The 16133-nt window shown below is 67.9% G+C and carries 12 protein-coding genes and 1 pseudogene; 2 read left to right on the forward strand and 11 right to left on the reverse strand.

What is annotated here, in order from left to right:
• Positions 1–82 precede the first annotated feature (82 nt).
• Positions 83–1561 carry a helix-turn-helix domain-containing protein gene (locus tag ACZ3IC_RS15490; protein WP_467416708.1) on the forward strand — a complete coding sequence of 493 codons (1479 nt, stop codon included), beginning with the start codon at positions 83–85 and terminating at the stop codon, positions 1559–1561.
• 114 nt (positions 1562–1675) lie between these two features.
• Here the strand turns inward: ACZ3IC_RS15490 and ACZ3IC_RS15495 are convergent.
• Positions 1676–1819: pseudogene (locus ACZ3IC_RS15495) on the reverse strand (glycoside hydrolase family 19 protein); the annotation flags it as partial.
• 180 nt (positions 1820–1999) lie between these two features.
• Between ACZ3IC_RS15495 and ACZ3IC_RS15500 the strand changes: the two are divergent.
• Positions 2000–3529 carry a substrate-binding domain-containing protein gene (locus tag ACZ3IC_RS15500; protein WP_467416410.1) on the forward strand — a complete coding sequence of 510 codons (1530 nt, stop codon included), beginning with the start codon at positions 2000–2002 and terminating at the stop codon, positions 3527–3529.
• A 31-nt stretch (positions 3530–3560) separates the two neighbouring features.
• Here ACZ3IC_RS15500 and ACZ3IC_RS15505 read toward each other — a convergent pair whose 3' ends face one another.
• From ACZ3IC_RS15505 to ACZ3IC_RS15550, 10 genes are all read right to left on the reverse strand, one after another.
• Positions 3561–4358 carry a M48 family metallopeptidase gene (locus ACZ3IC_RS15505; protein ID WP_467416413.1) on the reverse strand — a complete coding sequence of 266 codons (798 nt, stop codon included), beginning with the start codon at positions 4356–4358 and terminating at the stop codon, positions 3561–3563.
• A gap of 4 nt (positions 4359–4362) precedes the next feature.
• Positions 4363–8055, reverse strand: coding sequence for a type I restriction endonuclease subunit R (locus tag ACZ3IC_RS15510; protein WP_467416415.1), 3693 nt, complete (start codon positions 8053–8055; stop codon positions 4363–4365).
• Positions 8056–8179: 124 nt separating this feature from the next.
• The gene (locus tag ACZ3IC_RS15515) at positions 8180–8446 is read right to left on the reverse strand and encodes a hypothetical protein (protein ID WP_467416417.1); all 267 of its coding nucleotides are present in this window, start codon (positions 8444–8446) and stop codon (positions 8180–8182) included.
• Entirely contained in the window at positions 8446–8769 is a 324-nt protein-coding gene (locus ACZ3IC_RS15520) for a hypothetical protein (protein ID WP_467416419.1), read from the reverse strand. The genes ACZ3IC_RS15515 and ACZ3IC_RS15520 overlap by 1 nt, the downstream gene beginning before the upstream one ends.
• A gap of 196 nt (positions 8770–8965) precedes the next feature.
• Positions 8966–9154 carry a DUF397 domain-containing protein gene (locus ACZ3IC_RS15525; RefSeq protein WP_467416711.1) on the reverse strand — a complete coding sequence of 63 codons (189 nt, stop codon included), beginning with the start codon at positions 9152–9154 and terminating at the stop codon, positions 8966–8968.
• 12 nt (positions 9155–9166) lie between these two features.
• Positions 9167–10018: a Scr1 family TA system antitoxin-like transcriptional regulator gene (locus ACZ3IC_RS15530; protein ID WP_467416422.1), complete on the reverse strand. Its 852-nt coding sequence runs from the start codon at positions 10016–10018 to the stop codon at positions 9167–9169.
• 23 nt (positions 10019–10041) lie between these two features.
• Positions 10042–11217 (reverse strand): restriction endonuclease subunit S, encoded by a 1176-nt coding sequence (locus tag ACZ3IC_RS15535; RefSeq protein ID WP_467416424.1) that lies wholly within the window; start codon positions 11215–11217, stop codon positions 10042–10044.
• Complete coding sequence (locus tag ACZ3IC_RS15540; RefSeq protein WP_467416425.1) at positions 11207–13954, reverse strand: type I restriction-modification system subunit M; 2748 nt, start codon at positions 13952–13954, stop codon at positions 11207–11209. Before ACZ3IC_RS15540 ends, ACZ3IC_RS15535 begins: the two co-directional genes overlap by 11 nt.
• 99 nt (positions 13955–14053) lie before the next feature.
• Positions 14054–14740: an RloB family protein gene (locus ACZ3IC_RS15545; protein WP_467416427.1), complete on the reverse strand. Its 687-nt coding sequence runs from the start codon at positions 14738–14740 to the stop codon at positions 14054–14056.
• A gap of 47 nt (positions 14741–14787) precedes the next feature.
• Positions 14788–16056 (reverse strand): AAA family ATPase, encoded by a 1269-nt coding sequence (locus ACZ3IC_RS15550; protein WP_467416429.1) that lies wholly within the window; start codon positions 16054–16056, stop codon positions 14788–14790.
• Between the last annotated feature and the right edge of the window lie 77 nt (positions 16057–16133).

A 16133-nucleotide genomic window follows, 5' to 3' on the forward strand; every position in this document is an offset into this window, starting at 1 on the left:
CACTCCGATTTCGGCAGGAGCGCGGAAGCGCAGGAGCGGAGGATGCGTGCGCGCTGGGGAACGGGCCGACGACGTACTGCGGATGTACCGGCTGGCCCGATCCGGCGGATCGCAGGAGCTGCTGCGCTGGGTGTCCGGCCGGGCTGAGGGGTGGGCCGGACTGCTCTACGGGGACGGCACCATCCTGCACGGCGTGGCCGGGGCCCCGGACGGTACAGGCGCCGAAGCGGCCGCGCTGGCCACCGAGTGCGCGAAAGAACTGGTGTCACTCGACGCACGCTCCTTCTCGTTCGACAAGGGGCCGCGCACCGCGCTGCTGTTCCCGCTGGACGGCCCGCCGGACGCCGCTCCCCCGATCCTGGCCGTCGTCACCCCTCGCCCGTTGCCGGACGGACTCGTCACGCTTCTCTCCGACGTGGCATTGCCTCTCGCCATGTGCTGGACCGCGGAGACCGTGGAACGCAAGCGCCGCCGGGTGGACCTCGCGGAGTCCCGCAGCCGGGAAGCGGTGCTGCATCTACTCATGACCGGCCAGCTGTCCATCGCCCATCAGGTGGCGGGTGCTCTGAAGCCCACGCTGCCCGACCCCGTCCGGGTGTGCGTCGTGGAGTGCCCGAGCGGGCGCCGGGACGAGGTGGCACGGATCTGCGCGAATCTCTCCGGCGGCCGGTCCTGGATCGTGCGGTGTCCGGTGTACGCACGCCATCTGATCCTCGTCGTGCCGGCCGATCCGGACGCGGCCGAACAGCAGCTCGGCCTCCGGGTCGCCGATGTGGTGGACGAGTGTGTCGTGGGGGCGAGCGAGAACGTACCGCTGTCCGACACGGCGACCGGGTACCGCCAGGCGTTCCACGCCCTGGCCGTGGCCCGCGGACTGCCCGCCCGGCATGCCTGCTTCGGATCGGCGCCGGAGGCCGCCCTGGTCGTCGGTGCGGCCGGCGCACAGTGGGCGGACGCACTGCTGAACCCACTGCTCACACACCTGCCGCGGCGCAGCCATGACCCGGGAAGCCAGGAACTCGCGGCGACCCTCTCCTCCTGGCTCGCGTTCTCCTCGCACGCGACCCAGCATCTGAAGATCCACCGGAACACCCTGACAGCACGGCTCCGGCTGATCGGCGAGCTGCTCGGCCTCGGCCTGAACCGGGTCGCCGATCAGGCCGCCCTCGACCTGGCCCTGCGCATCCGTGCCACGCCCACCATGCCCCGGATGGTCCGCCCGGACGGGGCGACGCCTGGGCCGCCCCCCTGTCTCGACGACATCCTGCGCGGCCCGGCCGTCCAGGAATGGGCGGCCCAGCAGCTGCGCCCGCTCACCGCGTCCGGCGCTTCCCGCAATGGCGCCGACCCGCGGGCGACCCTGCGCACCTGGCTGGACTGCGAGGCCCAACTGGGCCCGACGGCAGCCACGTTGGGCATTTCGGTGCCGGGGGTCCGTAAGCGCCTCACCCGGCTGGAGTCGATTCTTCAGCGCTCGCTGCTGCAGGCGCCGAGTGCTCGTTACGACCTGTGGCTCGCCTTCCGGGCCCTGGACGTAGCGGGAGCGGACGCCGCCCGATGAACCGAAACGGGGGGCGCGGCCGGGGCCGGACACGCCCCCCTTCGGGTAGGGGGATCCGCAGTCCGTAGATCCGCATACCGCGGATCTACGGACTGCGGATATACGGACTGCGGGTCAGCAGCTCAGGTTGGAGCCGGGGGTGGTGCCGAGGACCGATACGAATGCCCGGTAGCGGTCGATACGGCTCTGGACCTGGGCGGGGTCGCCGCCGTCGCACTCCAGAGCGCCGTTGAGCGAGCGGATCATCTCGCCGAAGCCCCACCGATCCAGACCTGTCAAAGTCTGGACCGGTCGGCGAACGGCGGGCGAACGTCGTCCGACGGGACCCCACTTGCACGCCCGACTCCCCTACGTCGCACATACGGTGACCCGAACTGCACACCGGACCCGCACCGGCGCACGTACGCGCAGTTCAACGAGGGGAGTGCGAGAGAAGCCGTGGAGTGGTTCAGCGCTGAGAACATCGTGGCCGTGGCGACCGCTGTGCTGGGTGTCCTGGCCTCCGTCGGAGTGCTCTGGTACGAGCGCCGCGTGCCCCGCCGCAAGCGTATCGGCTACCGGGTCCAGATGGACACCCCGATCGGCAGCGACGTCAGTCAGGGCCGGGCCAATGTGCGGCTCGGTCTCTTCAGCGAGACGCCGGACATGGCCGATGCCACGCTCGTCCTGCTGAGGATCGAGAACGACGGCTCGCAGTCCATCGCCGACAACGACTACACAGGCCGTGAACTGCACGGACTGACCGTCGAGTTCACCGGTCGCACGGTCCGCGGCATCGCGGTCACCCAGGCGCCCGACGCCGACCATCTGATGGAGCATTTCACCCCGGCCGGCGGGATGCACCACAGCGGTCCGCTGATCCGGCTGCCACGCGTACCGCTCAACCGGGGCGAGCACTTCAAGCTGCTGGTGCTGCTCACCGGGGCAACCGTGGAGAGCCCGATCAGAATCACGGGCGGCATCCGGGACGGCGAGGTGACACCGAACCGCGCTGCCCGCCCCGACGACAAGCCGCCGCTCTTCGGCCGGGCCGCCCGGCTGATCACCGTGGCACTGACCGTGTGCGTCATCACGCTGGCCTCGATCATCCTGATACGGGACGACACCCCGCCCCCGATCGGCTGCGCCCGGGGCAGTCTGACGGTGACCGGTTCCACCGCCTTCGGGCCGGTCGTACGGGAGCTGGCGAAGAAGTACGAGAAGGAGTGCGAGGGCTCCACCGTCACCGTCGACACGCACGGCAGCAACGCCGGGATACGGGAGCTCGCCGACCGGGGAGCCAAGGCCGGGAAGTCTGGCTCACCCTCGCTGATCGCGCTCTCCGACGGCCCCAAGCCGGACGGCTTCCCGCAGTTGCGCGAGAGCCGGGTCGCCGTCTCGCTCTTCCACCTCGTCGTCAACGACCGGGTACCGCTGAAGAACCTGACCCTCGCCGACATCCGGAAGATCTACCGGGGCGACATCCACAACTGGAAGGCGCTCGGCGGGCCCGACCTGCCCGTCCTCCTGGTCAGCCGGGACGCCAACTCCGGCACCCGCGAGGTCTTCCAGCGCCGCGTACTCGGCCGCAACGAACCCGCCCAGTCCTCCCGCGACTGCGCCACCAAGGACGACACACAGGCCAGGGTCGTCCGCTGCGAACTCGACTCCACCGAACAGGTACTGGCCACCGTCGGCCGGCTCGACGGCGCGATCGGCTACAGCGAACTGCGTGCCGGGACCAAGCTGTCGGGAGCGCACCAGCTCGCCATCGACTCCACCGTCCCGTCCGTCGACACGATCGGCTCCAGCACGTACCCGTACCGGGAGATCGAGTACGCATACACCTATGGTCAGCCGCCCGCCGACTCCCTGGCCTCCAGCTTCCTGGGCTATCTGAGCCGGGGGAACGGCCAGGACGTGATCCGTACGCACGGGCATCTGCCGTGCGCGACGCCGAAGGGGCTGCGGATCTGCGGCAAGGACTGACGTACGGCTCCGGCGGGAGAAGCCGGAGCAATCAGGCAAGGTCCCCCATCCACACCCGACGGCCCAGTTCGTCCAGCTCGGTCTTCAGCCGACGGCATTCCGGCAAGGCCCTGCCCAGCAGACGCCAGTACTCGGGGCCGTGCCCGGCCACCCGGACGTGGGCGAGTTCGTGCGCCACCACGTAATCCACCAGATGGATCGGCAATTGGAAGACCGCCCAGTGCAGGGAAATCACCCCGTCGTCGTCCGCACCGGCCCGATAGCTTCCCCACCGGTGGCCCAGGTCCCGCACTCTTACCGTCGGCTCGGGAACGTCCATCCGGGCAGCCCAGGGTTGCAGACGCCCCCGCATCCAGCGCTGCCCCGCCCGGCTGTACCAGTCCGCGATCGCCTTACGTGCGAGCGATGGATCGGACGCGACCGTACTGTCCAGCCGCAGCCTTCCGGCAACGAGACGAACGGCGGGGACCGGGACCTCGTCCGGCGTGTTGTCAACAACAAGGAGTCGATGGTCCCGCCCCAGGTATCGGTGACTCTCGCCGTCCCTGAGTGAGCGCGTGGGATGAAGCTGGCGGCGCTCTTCGCTAAGACGCGCCTTGGTGTCGATCCAGCCCGCGCTGGAGCGTACGAACTCTTCCGCCCGCCGGACCCCGCACCCCTTGGGCACGTGCAGGGTGAGCGACCTGTCCCGCTCGACCGTCAGGCCCAGACGCCGACGGCGGAGGCTGATCCGTACTTTCAGCTCCCACCCGTCGACGACCAGGCTCCCGTCCTCGGTGAGCGCGGGCTCGCCGAGGGGGGACATGGGGTCAAGGAACCGGGTGGGCATGCGGCTATTCTCTCCGCACCTCGGACCGGAATGCTTCCAGGTGCTGGGTGGCGTACCCCGCGAGTGTCGAGGCGAGCCGTTTCACTTCCTTGCGTCCTTCGCCGCTCTGGCGGTATCCGGCCCCGCGGAGCCGGGTGTAGAGGCATGCCTCCAGCCATGCCACGTGAGCCGCCTCACCGCCGAAGGAAGCCAGGCTCACCCTGCTGGTGATCTCGCCGTACACCTCGGCCACGACCCTGCGCAGTTCCTGCGGTTCCGGATCGTTCAGCAGCTCGCTCTCCGCCAGCTTCTCGCCGAGCAGTACGTAGAGCCGCTGCTCCATGGGGGTGAGGTCGGCGACAGCCGGGTCGGCCTCCTCCGCCCGCCGGGCCCGCTCGACCAGCGGGCCCAGCTCACGGACGATGTCGTCCCAGCGTCCGGCGAACTCCTCCAGCACCCGCTCCAGCTCCGCCGACAGCTGCCGGTACACCGTCCGGTCCTCCACCGCCTGTCGCTCCTCCAGGTGGTAGCGCAAGCCCTGGATCTGTTCGGCCGCGGCCTCACGCACCGGAAGCCGACTGACCACCTCGTCGAAGTCGGGAGCGAGGATCGACACGGGCGGGACGGCCTGGTTCACCTCCTGTGCCTCCAGGTGGTCCGCGATGAGCGCCCGTACCTTGCGCCCGTAGCCGCGCATCACGAAGCCGCCGCCGGTGTCGTCGCGGTAGTGACGTCGTACGCGCATCTGAAGGACGCTCCACGCCCGCGCCTCGGGGAGGAACTCCAGAGCGTCCTCGTGCGGCAGGACCCGGTCCACCGCGCCCAGGAACTCGCCGAGCGTCCGGTCGAAGTCCGCCCGCCGTGCGGGGTCCGAGAGCTCGAGCACCGCCTGCGCCAGTCCTGCTCTTGTCGTGAGGCCGTCCGTGTCGATCCCCACTGTCTCCAGGAACGCGCGGAACTCCCCGGCCGTCCGGCCGAGCTCCGGCAACTCTTCGGACATGTCGCGCAGTGAGTCGAGAGCGCGCGGGTTGCCCTGGTAGGCGGCCAGGGTCACGGCGAGGTTGTTCAGTACGCCGTAGTAGTCGACCACCAGGCCCTCCGTCTTGCGGCGGGCGGGCCGGTTGACGCGGGCGATCGCCTGGAGCAGTTCGGCGTCGCGGATCGGCCGGTCCAGGTAGAGCGCCTGCTCGATGGGGGCGTCGAATCCGGTGAGCAGCATGGACTTCACGATGAGGAAGGCGACGGGCGGCGGGTCGGCCGCCTCATCGCCCCAGACCAGGTCGCTCCAGGGGTTCATGCCGCCGACGGAACCGGCGGGAACCGGATTCGGCTCGGCGGGCGGCGTGACCGCCCAGGGGTTGTCCGGAGGCAGTTCGGGGAACGGCTGGAGGAACCGGGCGATGTGCTCGCGCTGCTTCTTCTCGTCGGTCCACTCGCGCCATCTACCGGACTTCTGCTCCGAGCCGGCCGAGATCACGGGTACGAAGTCGATGCGCCGTAGCAGTTCCTGGAACTGCCATGCACGCAGGAGAAGCGATTCCTCGCGGGTGTAGGTCTCCGGATCCCGCCCCCTGAGGGATTCCCGCCGACCGCTCCGGTCGAACTCCGCGACACGCAGCAGCAGTTCGGTGCGCGCCTCCTGGAAGGCGTTGCGGTAGAGGACGGCCGCCTTCCTGCTGACCACAGCCACCTGGGCTTTGAACCCGCCCGTCAGCGGGCCGGTGACGTAGTGCTCCAGCATGTCGGCGGCCTTGCGCCAGATCAGCGGCGGCGACTCGGCCACTGCCCGCTTTGACGGTGTGCTGTACTTCGCCCGTACTCGCGCCCTCTCGGTCTCCTCCAGCGGTTCGATCAGGTCCTCGAAGCAGTCGTCCAGCTGCTCCTTGTCCCGCACCTCGGCGGTGGTCGCCCGGCCCTCGTAGCGCACGGGCACGACAACCTTGTCGCGTTCCGCCTCGGTCATGCGGTACGTGTCGAGGAACTCCGGATCCCCGCCCGGTGTGGTGCTCGGCTCCAGGCCGAAGATGCGCCCGGTGTCGGTGAGCCTGCCCTCCATGAGCGGGGTGCCGGTGAAACCGACCCTCGCAGCGTTGGGAAGGGCCTTGCGCAGGCAGGCGTGGAGAACGGAGGTGTGGGAGCGGTGGGCCTCGTCGACCAGGACGAGGACCCGGTCCGAGTCGCTGCACTCGGGGAAGATCCGCGCGGCCTTGCGCAGGGTCTCCTCGTCCGGTGCGGGATCGGCGACCTCCTGTGCGCTCGTACCTGCCGCGGCCTTCGCCCGACCTGCCTCGAACTCCCCGTCGAGCGAGCGTTCTTCACCACCCGCCGTGTCACTCGCCCCGTTGTCGGCGCGGACCAGATCACCGAGGAACTTCTGAATGGTCGCGAAGATCACCGCACGTCCGCCGGAGCGTCCGGCCCGGCCCAGCAGGCTCTCCAGGTCCGTCCGGGACTTCGCCTGCCGCACCTCGGACTCACTCAGCGCGACGGCCTTGCGCAGCTGCCGCTGAAGGTCGATGCGGTCCGTGACGGCGACGATCGTGATGCCGTTCAGGGCAGGGTCCGAGCTCGCGTGCAACCGCCGGGCGAGGAACTGCATGGTGAAGCTCTTGCCCGCACCCTGGGTGTGCCAGATGACACCGCCGCGCTCGTCGAGGTCCGCGCCGGTGAGGGCGCGGCTCCGGCGGGTACGCAGTCGCTCGACGATCTTCTCCGTCGCTCGGTACTGCTGGTGTCGGCAGACCACCTTCGCAGTCCGGGGCGCCACGGCCCGGCCCCGCTGCTTCGCTCCGGTGCTCTTGTCGTCACCGAGCGGCTTCTCGAAGACGTAGTGCCGGACGATGTTGAGCAGATTGCCGGGCTTGAGGACGATCGCGGTCAGCTGCTGCTGGAGGGTGGGCCGGGCCTTCGCGTCCAGGAGACCCCAGCCGCGCAGTTCCTGCCGGAGATGCTCCGGCTTCGCGTAGTCCGAGCTGATGCTGCGCCACAGCGCGTAGTGCTCCTCGGAGGAGGAGTACGTCCCGAGCGCGGCGTCCGTTCCGTCGGCGGCGACCAGCAGCTGGACCGGCGCGAACAGGTGCGGGACACCCCGCAGTGCGCCCGGTCCGCTGCGGGTGTCGTCGTCCACCGGGCGCCCGGTGTAGGCGCGCAGGTCGCGGATGGCCTTGCCCAACGGGTCACGGACGTCTGGGGACTTGCACTCGATGACAACAAGCGGGATGCCGTTCACGAAGAGCACGAGGTCCAGCACGGCCGGCTTGCCGTCCGCGTCGCAGACCCTCAGCTGGTCGACGACGAGGTAGTCGTTACGGGCCAGGACCTCCTCCCGGCTGCCTTCCACCGCCTCATACGACCAGTCGACGAACCGCGTCTTCACGTCCCGCTCGTCCGGGCGGGCGTGCAGGACGCCGTCCAAGAGGAGCTCGGTCGCGTCACGGTTGGCCTGCGACAGCGACTGCGCGGACACGTGCCGTGCGGCGGCGCGCAGCGCGAGGACGGCCGGGTCGGCGTGCGCGTCGTCCGTCATCCACGAGGAGTTCCGGCGCACGGCGGCCCGCAGTCGCCGCTCCAGCAGTACGTCCCGGAAGTCGTCGCGCTCGCCCGCGTCCTTCAGCCTGGCACCCTCGATGTGCTGCCAACCCATCGCCTTGAGATGCGCCAGCAGCGGCCATTCCGCCTCGACCTGCTCGGTCGTCCCTCCGGCCACTTCGGCAACCATCCCCCGTGCCTCCCCCGCGTACTGGCGAACCCGTGCGAAGGGTCCATTGTGCGCCAGGGCGGGGCGGACACGCGTGCCGGGCCCCGCAACTGGGTTGCGGAGCCTGGCAGATGGAGATGGCCGCTCAGGTCTGGCGGCGCGTGGTGAGGACGCCCTTGCGGCAGTCCGGCCGGGCGGAGACCGGGTTGATGAGGGCGGCTGTGTCGTCGTCGAGCGCGTAGCAGAGCTGGGCGTGCAGCGTCTCGGCCTCGGCGGGCGTGAGGCGGAGCGCGGCATCAGCCTCGAAGGCCCCCTCGCGGCGCAACCAGAGATCGATGGCGAGCGACCCGTCCGCCTCCCGCCGCACGGGCTTGCTGGGCACCCGGCTGACGCGTACCTGTTCCACACTCATCAGGCCGTTCCCCTCGTCGCCGTGAGCACCAGGCTGTCGACGCTGTGTGCCTGGCCCACCCCGGCCGTGACCACCAGCCCGTCGAGGGCGAGCCGCATGGCGGTGCGGCGGGCGCGGCGTTCGGGGTCGATGGTGCGGGGCGCGAGGCCGAACGGGCCGTACCCGTACTGGAGTTGGGGAGGGGTAGCGGCGCCGGCGCGGGGCGTGACGGCCGATGCGGGTACGGACGTCACGGAAGCGGGGGCGCGCAGGAGGCGCGATAGGAAGGGCAGGGTCACCTGCACGAGTGTTCGCGGCAGGCGGGTACGGATACGGTGGAACATGCTGACGCTCCTCTGAGGCGTTGGCCACGCCCCGGGGTGGTTGCACACCGCCGGGGCACTTTGCGTCCACCAACCGGCCACCCTCACGCCGTGTCAGCAACGCAACACCCACAGTACGGCCAACATGTACCGCGAGACAACATGTTGCGCGTAGCTTTGTTGAGGCGGCATATGCCAAGCCGTACGGCCGCACTACCTATGCAAAGTCGTCGAACTCTCCCGCCTTGGCTCCCGCCAGAAACGCCCGCAGCTTGGCCCGAGTTGTCCGGACGATCACCTCGGGATCGTCGCTCTCACGCAAGAGGATGTCTCCGCCCTGCTCAGCCAGCTCAACGCAACTTCCCGTGTCTGCCGAGAAGGACGCCTTACGCCAGTGAAGTTCCACCGTTTCCAACCTTCAGATCCCTTTCACCACCTGCCGGATGAATCCGATGGAAGCCTCCGGCTCGACAGCACGTTCGCGCATACGGTCAAGAACCGCCCGATAGTTCACGAGGTAGGTCTGCGCATGCAGGAAGGTCACGCCAGTGGGGACATCGATCTGAACCGTGTCCAGCTCGGGCACCGGACCACACACGTACAGCGTCGAACTCCCCGCGTTCGCGAACCCGCCTGAATCGAACGGTACGACGCGGATGGTGATGTTGGGCCGGTCGGACTGCTCCAGCAAGTACTCAAGCTGCCTGCGCAGTACGTTGCGATCACCGAACCGCATCCTCAGCGCGGACTCGTGGACAAGGAACTCACACGGTGGAGGATCGGCACGATCGAGGAGTGCGGAGCGCCGGACTCGGAACTCGACATGCCGCTCCAGATCTGCGGGGCTCATGACTGGCAGCGCTTCCGCAAAGATTCCACGCATGTAGTCGGGCAGCTGAAGCATGCCCGGAATGTGCATGATCTGGGCCGACCGGAGCATTGTCGCGTGATGCTCCATCTCGGCAATGTCCAGGAGGCCTGCGGGCAGTGAACCCCGGTACACGTCCCACCAGTTGGTCCCACGCTCCCGGGCCATCGCCTCAAGCGCGTCAATGTATCGGGCGTCCGGGCAACGGTAGTTGTTCGCCCACACCCGCACACGGTCACTACTGACACCAGAACGCGCAGACTCAGTGTTGCTGACCGTGGTGCGATCGGTGCGGTGCAGGACGGCGGCCTCGTTGATCGTCATCCCGATGTGCTCGCGCATCCTGCGCAGCTCAGCGCCAAGACGCCGTTGCCGCTCGGTGGACGGCCTCCTGACAGGCATAACCTTCTCCCGCTCCGCGCCCGTCAGACCGCCACAGCCGGTGCGGCTTCCGGACGGACCTTGTTTCGAAACAGGTCGTCAATAATTCCGCTCCGCAGAGCACGTAGTTTATCAAGGCGCAGGCGAGATGCCCGAAGCTCCTCACCCCACGCTTGCCGTACGCGCACAATTCTCTGCTGCTCGGAAATATCAAGACGGGGAATCAGTACACCCTTGACCGCACCCTGCGTAATCAATGGCTGACCTGTTTGGCTCCGCAGTTTACGCAAGTCATACCAGTTCAGATAGATAGCAAGAAATTCAGGCAACCAGCCGGTCGAAAATTCACGAACCCATAGGGCGTTATCCGTAATCCAAGCCGGTTCCGATACAAATCGAACCGACCCCACACCCCCCTCACCGACTCGCCCAATGACAATAGTCGGCCCGTCTGTGATTTTCCGATCCCCTTTACCCGCCTGACCACTACTACCGATAATCGGGTACCTTCCGGACGGATTCACCCCGGCTTGCCTCAGCGGAAAACCTCCCGTCATCTTCAGCACGGAGCCGCAGTTAACGTACCCTTCCCCAACCACGCCGGAATGAGGCGTGCATCGCCGACCCAGAAGGGCAGAAATAACACCACCCTCTACAGTGCGTAGCTTTTCACTCTCGCCCCGCTCGACCCGCTCCGATTCGGCAATCGCATTCAGAATCTCGACGATTCGATGCTGCTCACGCAGCGACACCAGCGGAAACAGCATTTTCGCAAAGCGATTCCCACCCAAGTGGGAAATGCTGGTCTTCTCAGCAATCCTCGCAAAGCGACCCGTACGGCGCCAATTCACAAAAACTGCTTGAGCGTACTCTGAAATCACTTCATCGCCAGGCCGAAATCGAATCAACGTGTTCTGAAAACAGTACGCACCAGACGCACCTTCGTACAGGGCGCTCCGCCCCACATTGGTCAGACTTTCCTGTCCCTCATTGAGAAGGACATCCCCGGGGCGAAGCATATAAACCCGCTTCTCGGATTCGGTGAATCCCATAGAATTCACGTCACCGTAGTCAACACGTCCCTCGAACACGTTGGCAACGCGCAGATAGGGCATCTGGCCCGCCGCATCCCTGCTGGCCGGCGAAAGCTGCTTCCCCATCCGCACCTCGCCGACCCCCCCCACGGGAACCCAGCGGATCTCATCCGGTTCAGCCGACATAGTCCAGCTCCTCCAAGAACCCGTTCAGCCGCCGTGCCGCGGCCTCGCGCCGCGCCTCGATATCCCGCAGCGACACCAGGTACTTCCGCTCCCACCCCGCGTACGCGTCGATCAACTCCCGCCGACGCCGCACCACATGGCCCTCCAGCTTCGCCGCCAGGTCGTCCCGAAGAATGCCGAGCACGATCTCGCGCGCACCCGCCTCATTCAGCGCGTCCCGTACTTCATGCAGCCGGGGCGTGGGCCGCTCCTCCACCGCATCCGCGTCAGCAACCGTCACATCAAGTGCCGTCTGCTCGACGGCGGCAGCAGCCGCAGACTCCGCCGCCTTCGCCTCAGCCTTCTTCTTCGCGGCATCGGCGCGTGCACCGGCCTTCGCGGCGCCCCCCATCCCATCCAGCGGATAGAACGCCTCCTCCAGCGCCTTCACCGCCTTGCCCGCCGCAGTCCGCTGCTTCTTCAGCTTCTTCAGGTCCGCCTCGCTGAGCAGCGCCTCCGCCACCGCCGGATCAAGAGCCCCGGCTTCTCCGCCCTCGGACGCCTCGCCGTCCTCTCCCACCACGCCCGCCGCCGCAGCGGCCCGCGCCGCCTCCGCTTCCTCGGCCGCCTTGACCTTCGCATCCAATTTGGCCTTGAGCGCGTCCGCCTCGGCCAGTTCACGCAGGAAGTCCGGGGCGATCCGGGCCACGACCTTGTGGCCGTACGCCTGGCGCCGCTCCGCGCCCGAGCGCTTGCGCGCGCCGCCGGTCCAGGGGTTCGGCTCCGGCTCCAGCATCGCCTCGACCGTGTCGACCCAGCCCTCGACGACACCCTTAAAGCCGTTGCCGGCCAGGGCCTTGAGCTCGTTCCTGGCGTCCTGCCACCAGCCGGCGACCGCGCCCGCGAGCGCGTACCGGTCCAGCAGGTCCACATTGAGCAGCAGCTTGCGGAACGAGTCGATCAGGTCGGCGCGCAGCCGGGCGAGCTGGGACCGCTTCTCGAACTCCGTGCGGTCGTCGCCCTTGAAGGGCGCCAGCGAAGCGATCTGTTCCGTCTCCACCGCCCACCACTTGTCGAACGCGTCCCACAGCTCCCGCTCCCGGCCTTCAGCCAGGGCGGTCAGCCGCTCGGCGTCCGGCCGCTCGCCCTCGGGAAGGAAATCGACATAGGCGGAGTCGGTCTCACGCTCCGCGAACAGGTCGGTCACCTCGACCCGGTACGCCTCCAGCAGCTTCGCCTTCTCCTCCGCCGCGATCTCCGACTTCGGCACCCCGCCCAACAGGTGCGCGCGTACGTCCTGGGGCTCGGGCGGCGGGGTGTTGTCGACGTAACGGCGGATGTTGAGGTTGTACCCGTTCTTCTTCAGCTCGGCCCGCTTCACCCAGCGGGCGAACCGCGGCACGCCCGTACCGTCGCCCGCCTCGTCGTGGAACGTGGAGACGATCTTTTCCACGTGCTCCGGCAGCAGCACGTTCTGTGCCCGCTCCGAGTGGAACTCACGGTCGGCATTGATGAACAGGACCTTGTCCTGCCGGTCCGAGTGCTTCTGCCCTCGCGCCCGCAGCACCAGCACGCAGGCGGGGATACCGGTGCCGTAGAAGATGTTGGACGGCAGGCCGATCACGGCCTCCAGCAGGTCGTCCTCGATGAGCCGGGTCCGGATGTCGCCCTCCGCGCCCCCGCGGAACAGCACGCCGTGCGGCATCACGGTGAAGACGGAGCCGCCCCGCCCCTCCACCATGTACAGCATGTGCTGGAGGAACATCAGGTCGGCCTTGCCCTTTTCCGACGTGTAGCCGTACTTCATACGGTCTTCGAGGCCGGGCGGCAGATCGTCCGCCTTGTAGTCCATGGAGAAGGGCGGGTTGCTGAGCACCACGTCGTAGGACTTGTCGATGTGCAACGGGTTGGTGAGTGTGTCGCCGGTCTTCAGGTCGAAGTCGCTGGCGCCGTGGAACAGCATGTTCATCGTGGCCATCACCCACGAGCCGTTGTTGGCGTCCTGCCCGGCCAGGGCCAGGTCCTCGGTGTCGCCGCCGTGCTCCTCGATGTACTCCTTGGTGTGGATGAGCATTCCGCCGGAGCCGACGCACGGGTCGTACACATGCTGGTTCGCCTGCGGCCGGGCCAGTTCGACCATCATCCGCACGACCGCACGCGGGGTGTAGAACTCGCCGCCCTTGGCACCCGCCGAGTCGGCGAAGTCCTTCAGCAGGTATTCGTACGCGGCGCCGATGACGTCCGGGAACTCGAAGTCCTCGCCCCGCAGCCGGAGGCTCCCGAAGTGGCCGATGAGCGCGGAGAGCCGCTTGTCCGCGAGCTTGGCCGCCGATGTTCCGGTGCCGCCGCCTCCACCGATCCTGTTGAAGTTGACATGCCCGAACAGGCCGCGGAGCCGCTCGTTGCCCTCATGGCCCTCCAGGGCGTCGAGCGCGGGCTGGAGGTAGCTCGTGGCCACGTCGTCCACCGCGCCGGCCAGCCGGGACCAGCGGGCCTGTTCCGGGACGTAGATGATCCTGTCGCGCGTGTAGTGGGAGGGCTCGTCCGCCTCCTCCTCGGCCTCTTCCCTGGACAGGCCCTGTTCCATCTCCTGGGCGATGATCCGGTCGCGGGCGGCATCGAACTCGTCGTTCGCCCGCTTCAGGAACAGCAGCACCAACAGGAAGTCGCGGTACTCGGCGGCGTCCATGGTGCCGCGCAGAATGTCCGCCGCGGCGAAGAGGTGACGCTCCAGTTGATCGAGCGTGAGCTTGGCCACGGACGGACTCCCTGGTGGTGTGGTGCTGGTGATGACGGAATGACGGCAAGGGGTGACAGATGACGGCCCCGGCCGATCGCGGAGGTACGCCGACGCAGCCTAATAGCCGCTGAGGAGAAGTCCCTCCTCGACGAAGTTCCAGACGTCGGTGTACGGATCCCATTTCTCTGGATTGGTTGTTTCAACGCGATTGTTGATCGCCTTTGCGTACTTCTTGGCGTCGGCGTATCGCTGCCCGTCCTTGCTCAGCACCTGCTCTTCACGCATGTGCTTCGACTGCTGCTCGGAGACGGTGCGGACCTGGCGTCCGTACGTCGCCGCGAAGCCGGGGCGGGAACGCAGCCGACTGTTGGCGTCACCGCAGACGCGGCCGAAGCTGCTGGTGTAGTTCGTGTAGTGCAGAAGCCGCCAGAGCTCGAAGCAGGGATGCGAGTAGGCGACCTTGACGCCTTCCTTGTCCGCGAGCTGCCTGGCCTCGCGGATGTTCAGGTGGTCGTCGCGGTCGAAGAGCACCCACACCTGTGGATAGTTCCAGTCCCCTTCCTTCAGCCCGGCGTCCCTGGCCTCGCGCTCGACCTTGCGCAGGGTGCGGACGGCGTCCTTGACCATGGCGTACGGCTTGCGGTGCTTGCCTACGGCGTTCTCGTTCTCGAAGTGGTGCTCGACGCTCTCACCCGGCTTGGCGCGTGTGCCCTTCTTCACGATGATGTCGATGTACTCGGGCTCGGTGACCTCGCCCTCGGTGAAGATGTACACCTGGCGTGCGCGGTTCGTGCGGCCCTTCACGCCCCCCTTCTTGCGGGAAACGCTGTCCCCTCCCCTTGGCCTCGCCATCAGACCTCTTCCGCCTCCATCCGCGCCAAGTCGTCCGTCCGCACCAGCCGTCGCCCGACCTGTCCCTCGGAGACCTTCGGCACCGCGCCGAAGGACCCAGCGAGATACGAGGTCATCAGGTCTTCCTCGTCCGTGGGTTCCCAGTCCGCGACCGACGACAACTCCGTCGCACCGCGCTCGTCCTTCTCGGTGAGCCACAACTGCCCCGGTTCCAGGAGCCGGCCGCCGCCCGGTGTCCGCAGCAGGGAGGGATCGTGGCCGGTGAAGACCAGCTGTGCACCCCTGGGGTTCACCCACGGTGCCTGGAAGAGACGTACGACCTCTGCTGCGAAGCGCGAGTGCAGGCTGGCGTCCAGTTCGTCGATGAGCAGGACCGCACCCGTGTCGAGGGCGAGCAGGAGCGGACCGATCAACGCGAACCAGGAACGGGTCCCCCAGGACTCCGAGGACCAGTCCATCGCCGTGCGCTCGCCACCGCCCGCGTGGATCAGCTGTACCAGTGGGCGCCCCGAGGACGACTGCTCGACCTCCACACCCACGATGCCGAGATCTGCGACCCGCAACAGTTCCTCGGTCCGCCGCCGGAAGTCCTCGCTCCGCAGGAGCTTCATGGCCGTGTAGTCCTCGCGCTGGGTGCGCTCGGTCTCGGGAGTGACGTCCCAGAGGTTGTTCTTGAACCAGTCGAAGACCGGGGTGAGCTGCTCGTGACCGTCGTTCGCGGCGCGCGTCAGGAGCAGGGCGTCCTGCCTGGTCGTACGGGCCAGGCGCGTGCGGTCGTGGAGCCGGTCAGCGGGAAAGTCGAAGGCCTTGTCACGCCCGGCGTCCCGGTCGAACCACACCTGCCGTCGGCCCTTGGGATAGGCGTAGAGCCATTCCGCCTCGACCCGCCGCGCGCCCAGCTCGAACCCGTACGTCCAGCGGACGCCGTCACCGAGGACGAAGTCCGCCTCGTACAGGGTCGTCTCCGACGCGGCCTTGGGATCCAGGGCGAACTCGTCACGGGGAATGCCGTCGTAGGATGTCCAGTCGGCGTAGGAGCGCAGGACCGCGTGCTTCATGTTCTTCAGCGCGGCGATCACATTGGATTTACCGGAGGCATTGGCTCCGAAGACACCGACGACGGTGTGGACAGGAAGCCGACTGCCGTCCGAGAGGGCAAGTTCACGCGCTGCGACCCGTTCCCTCTCGCTGCCTTCGGGCGCGACGAACGACAGCTCCTGCTCGTCGCGCAGGGACCGGACGTTCGCCACCCGGAATCTCAGCAGCATCCTGGCTCCTTCATGGCGGACAGACTAGTCACACCATCCAGTCCGTGGGGCGGGTACGCAGCGGCGGCCGACGCCTC

Source organism: Streptomyces sp. NPDC002958, from assembly GCF_055563255.1.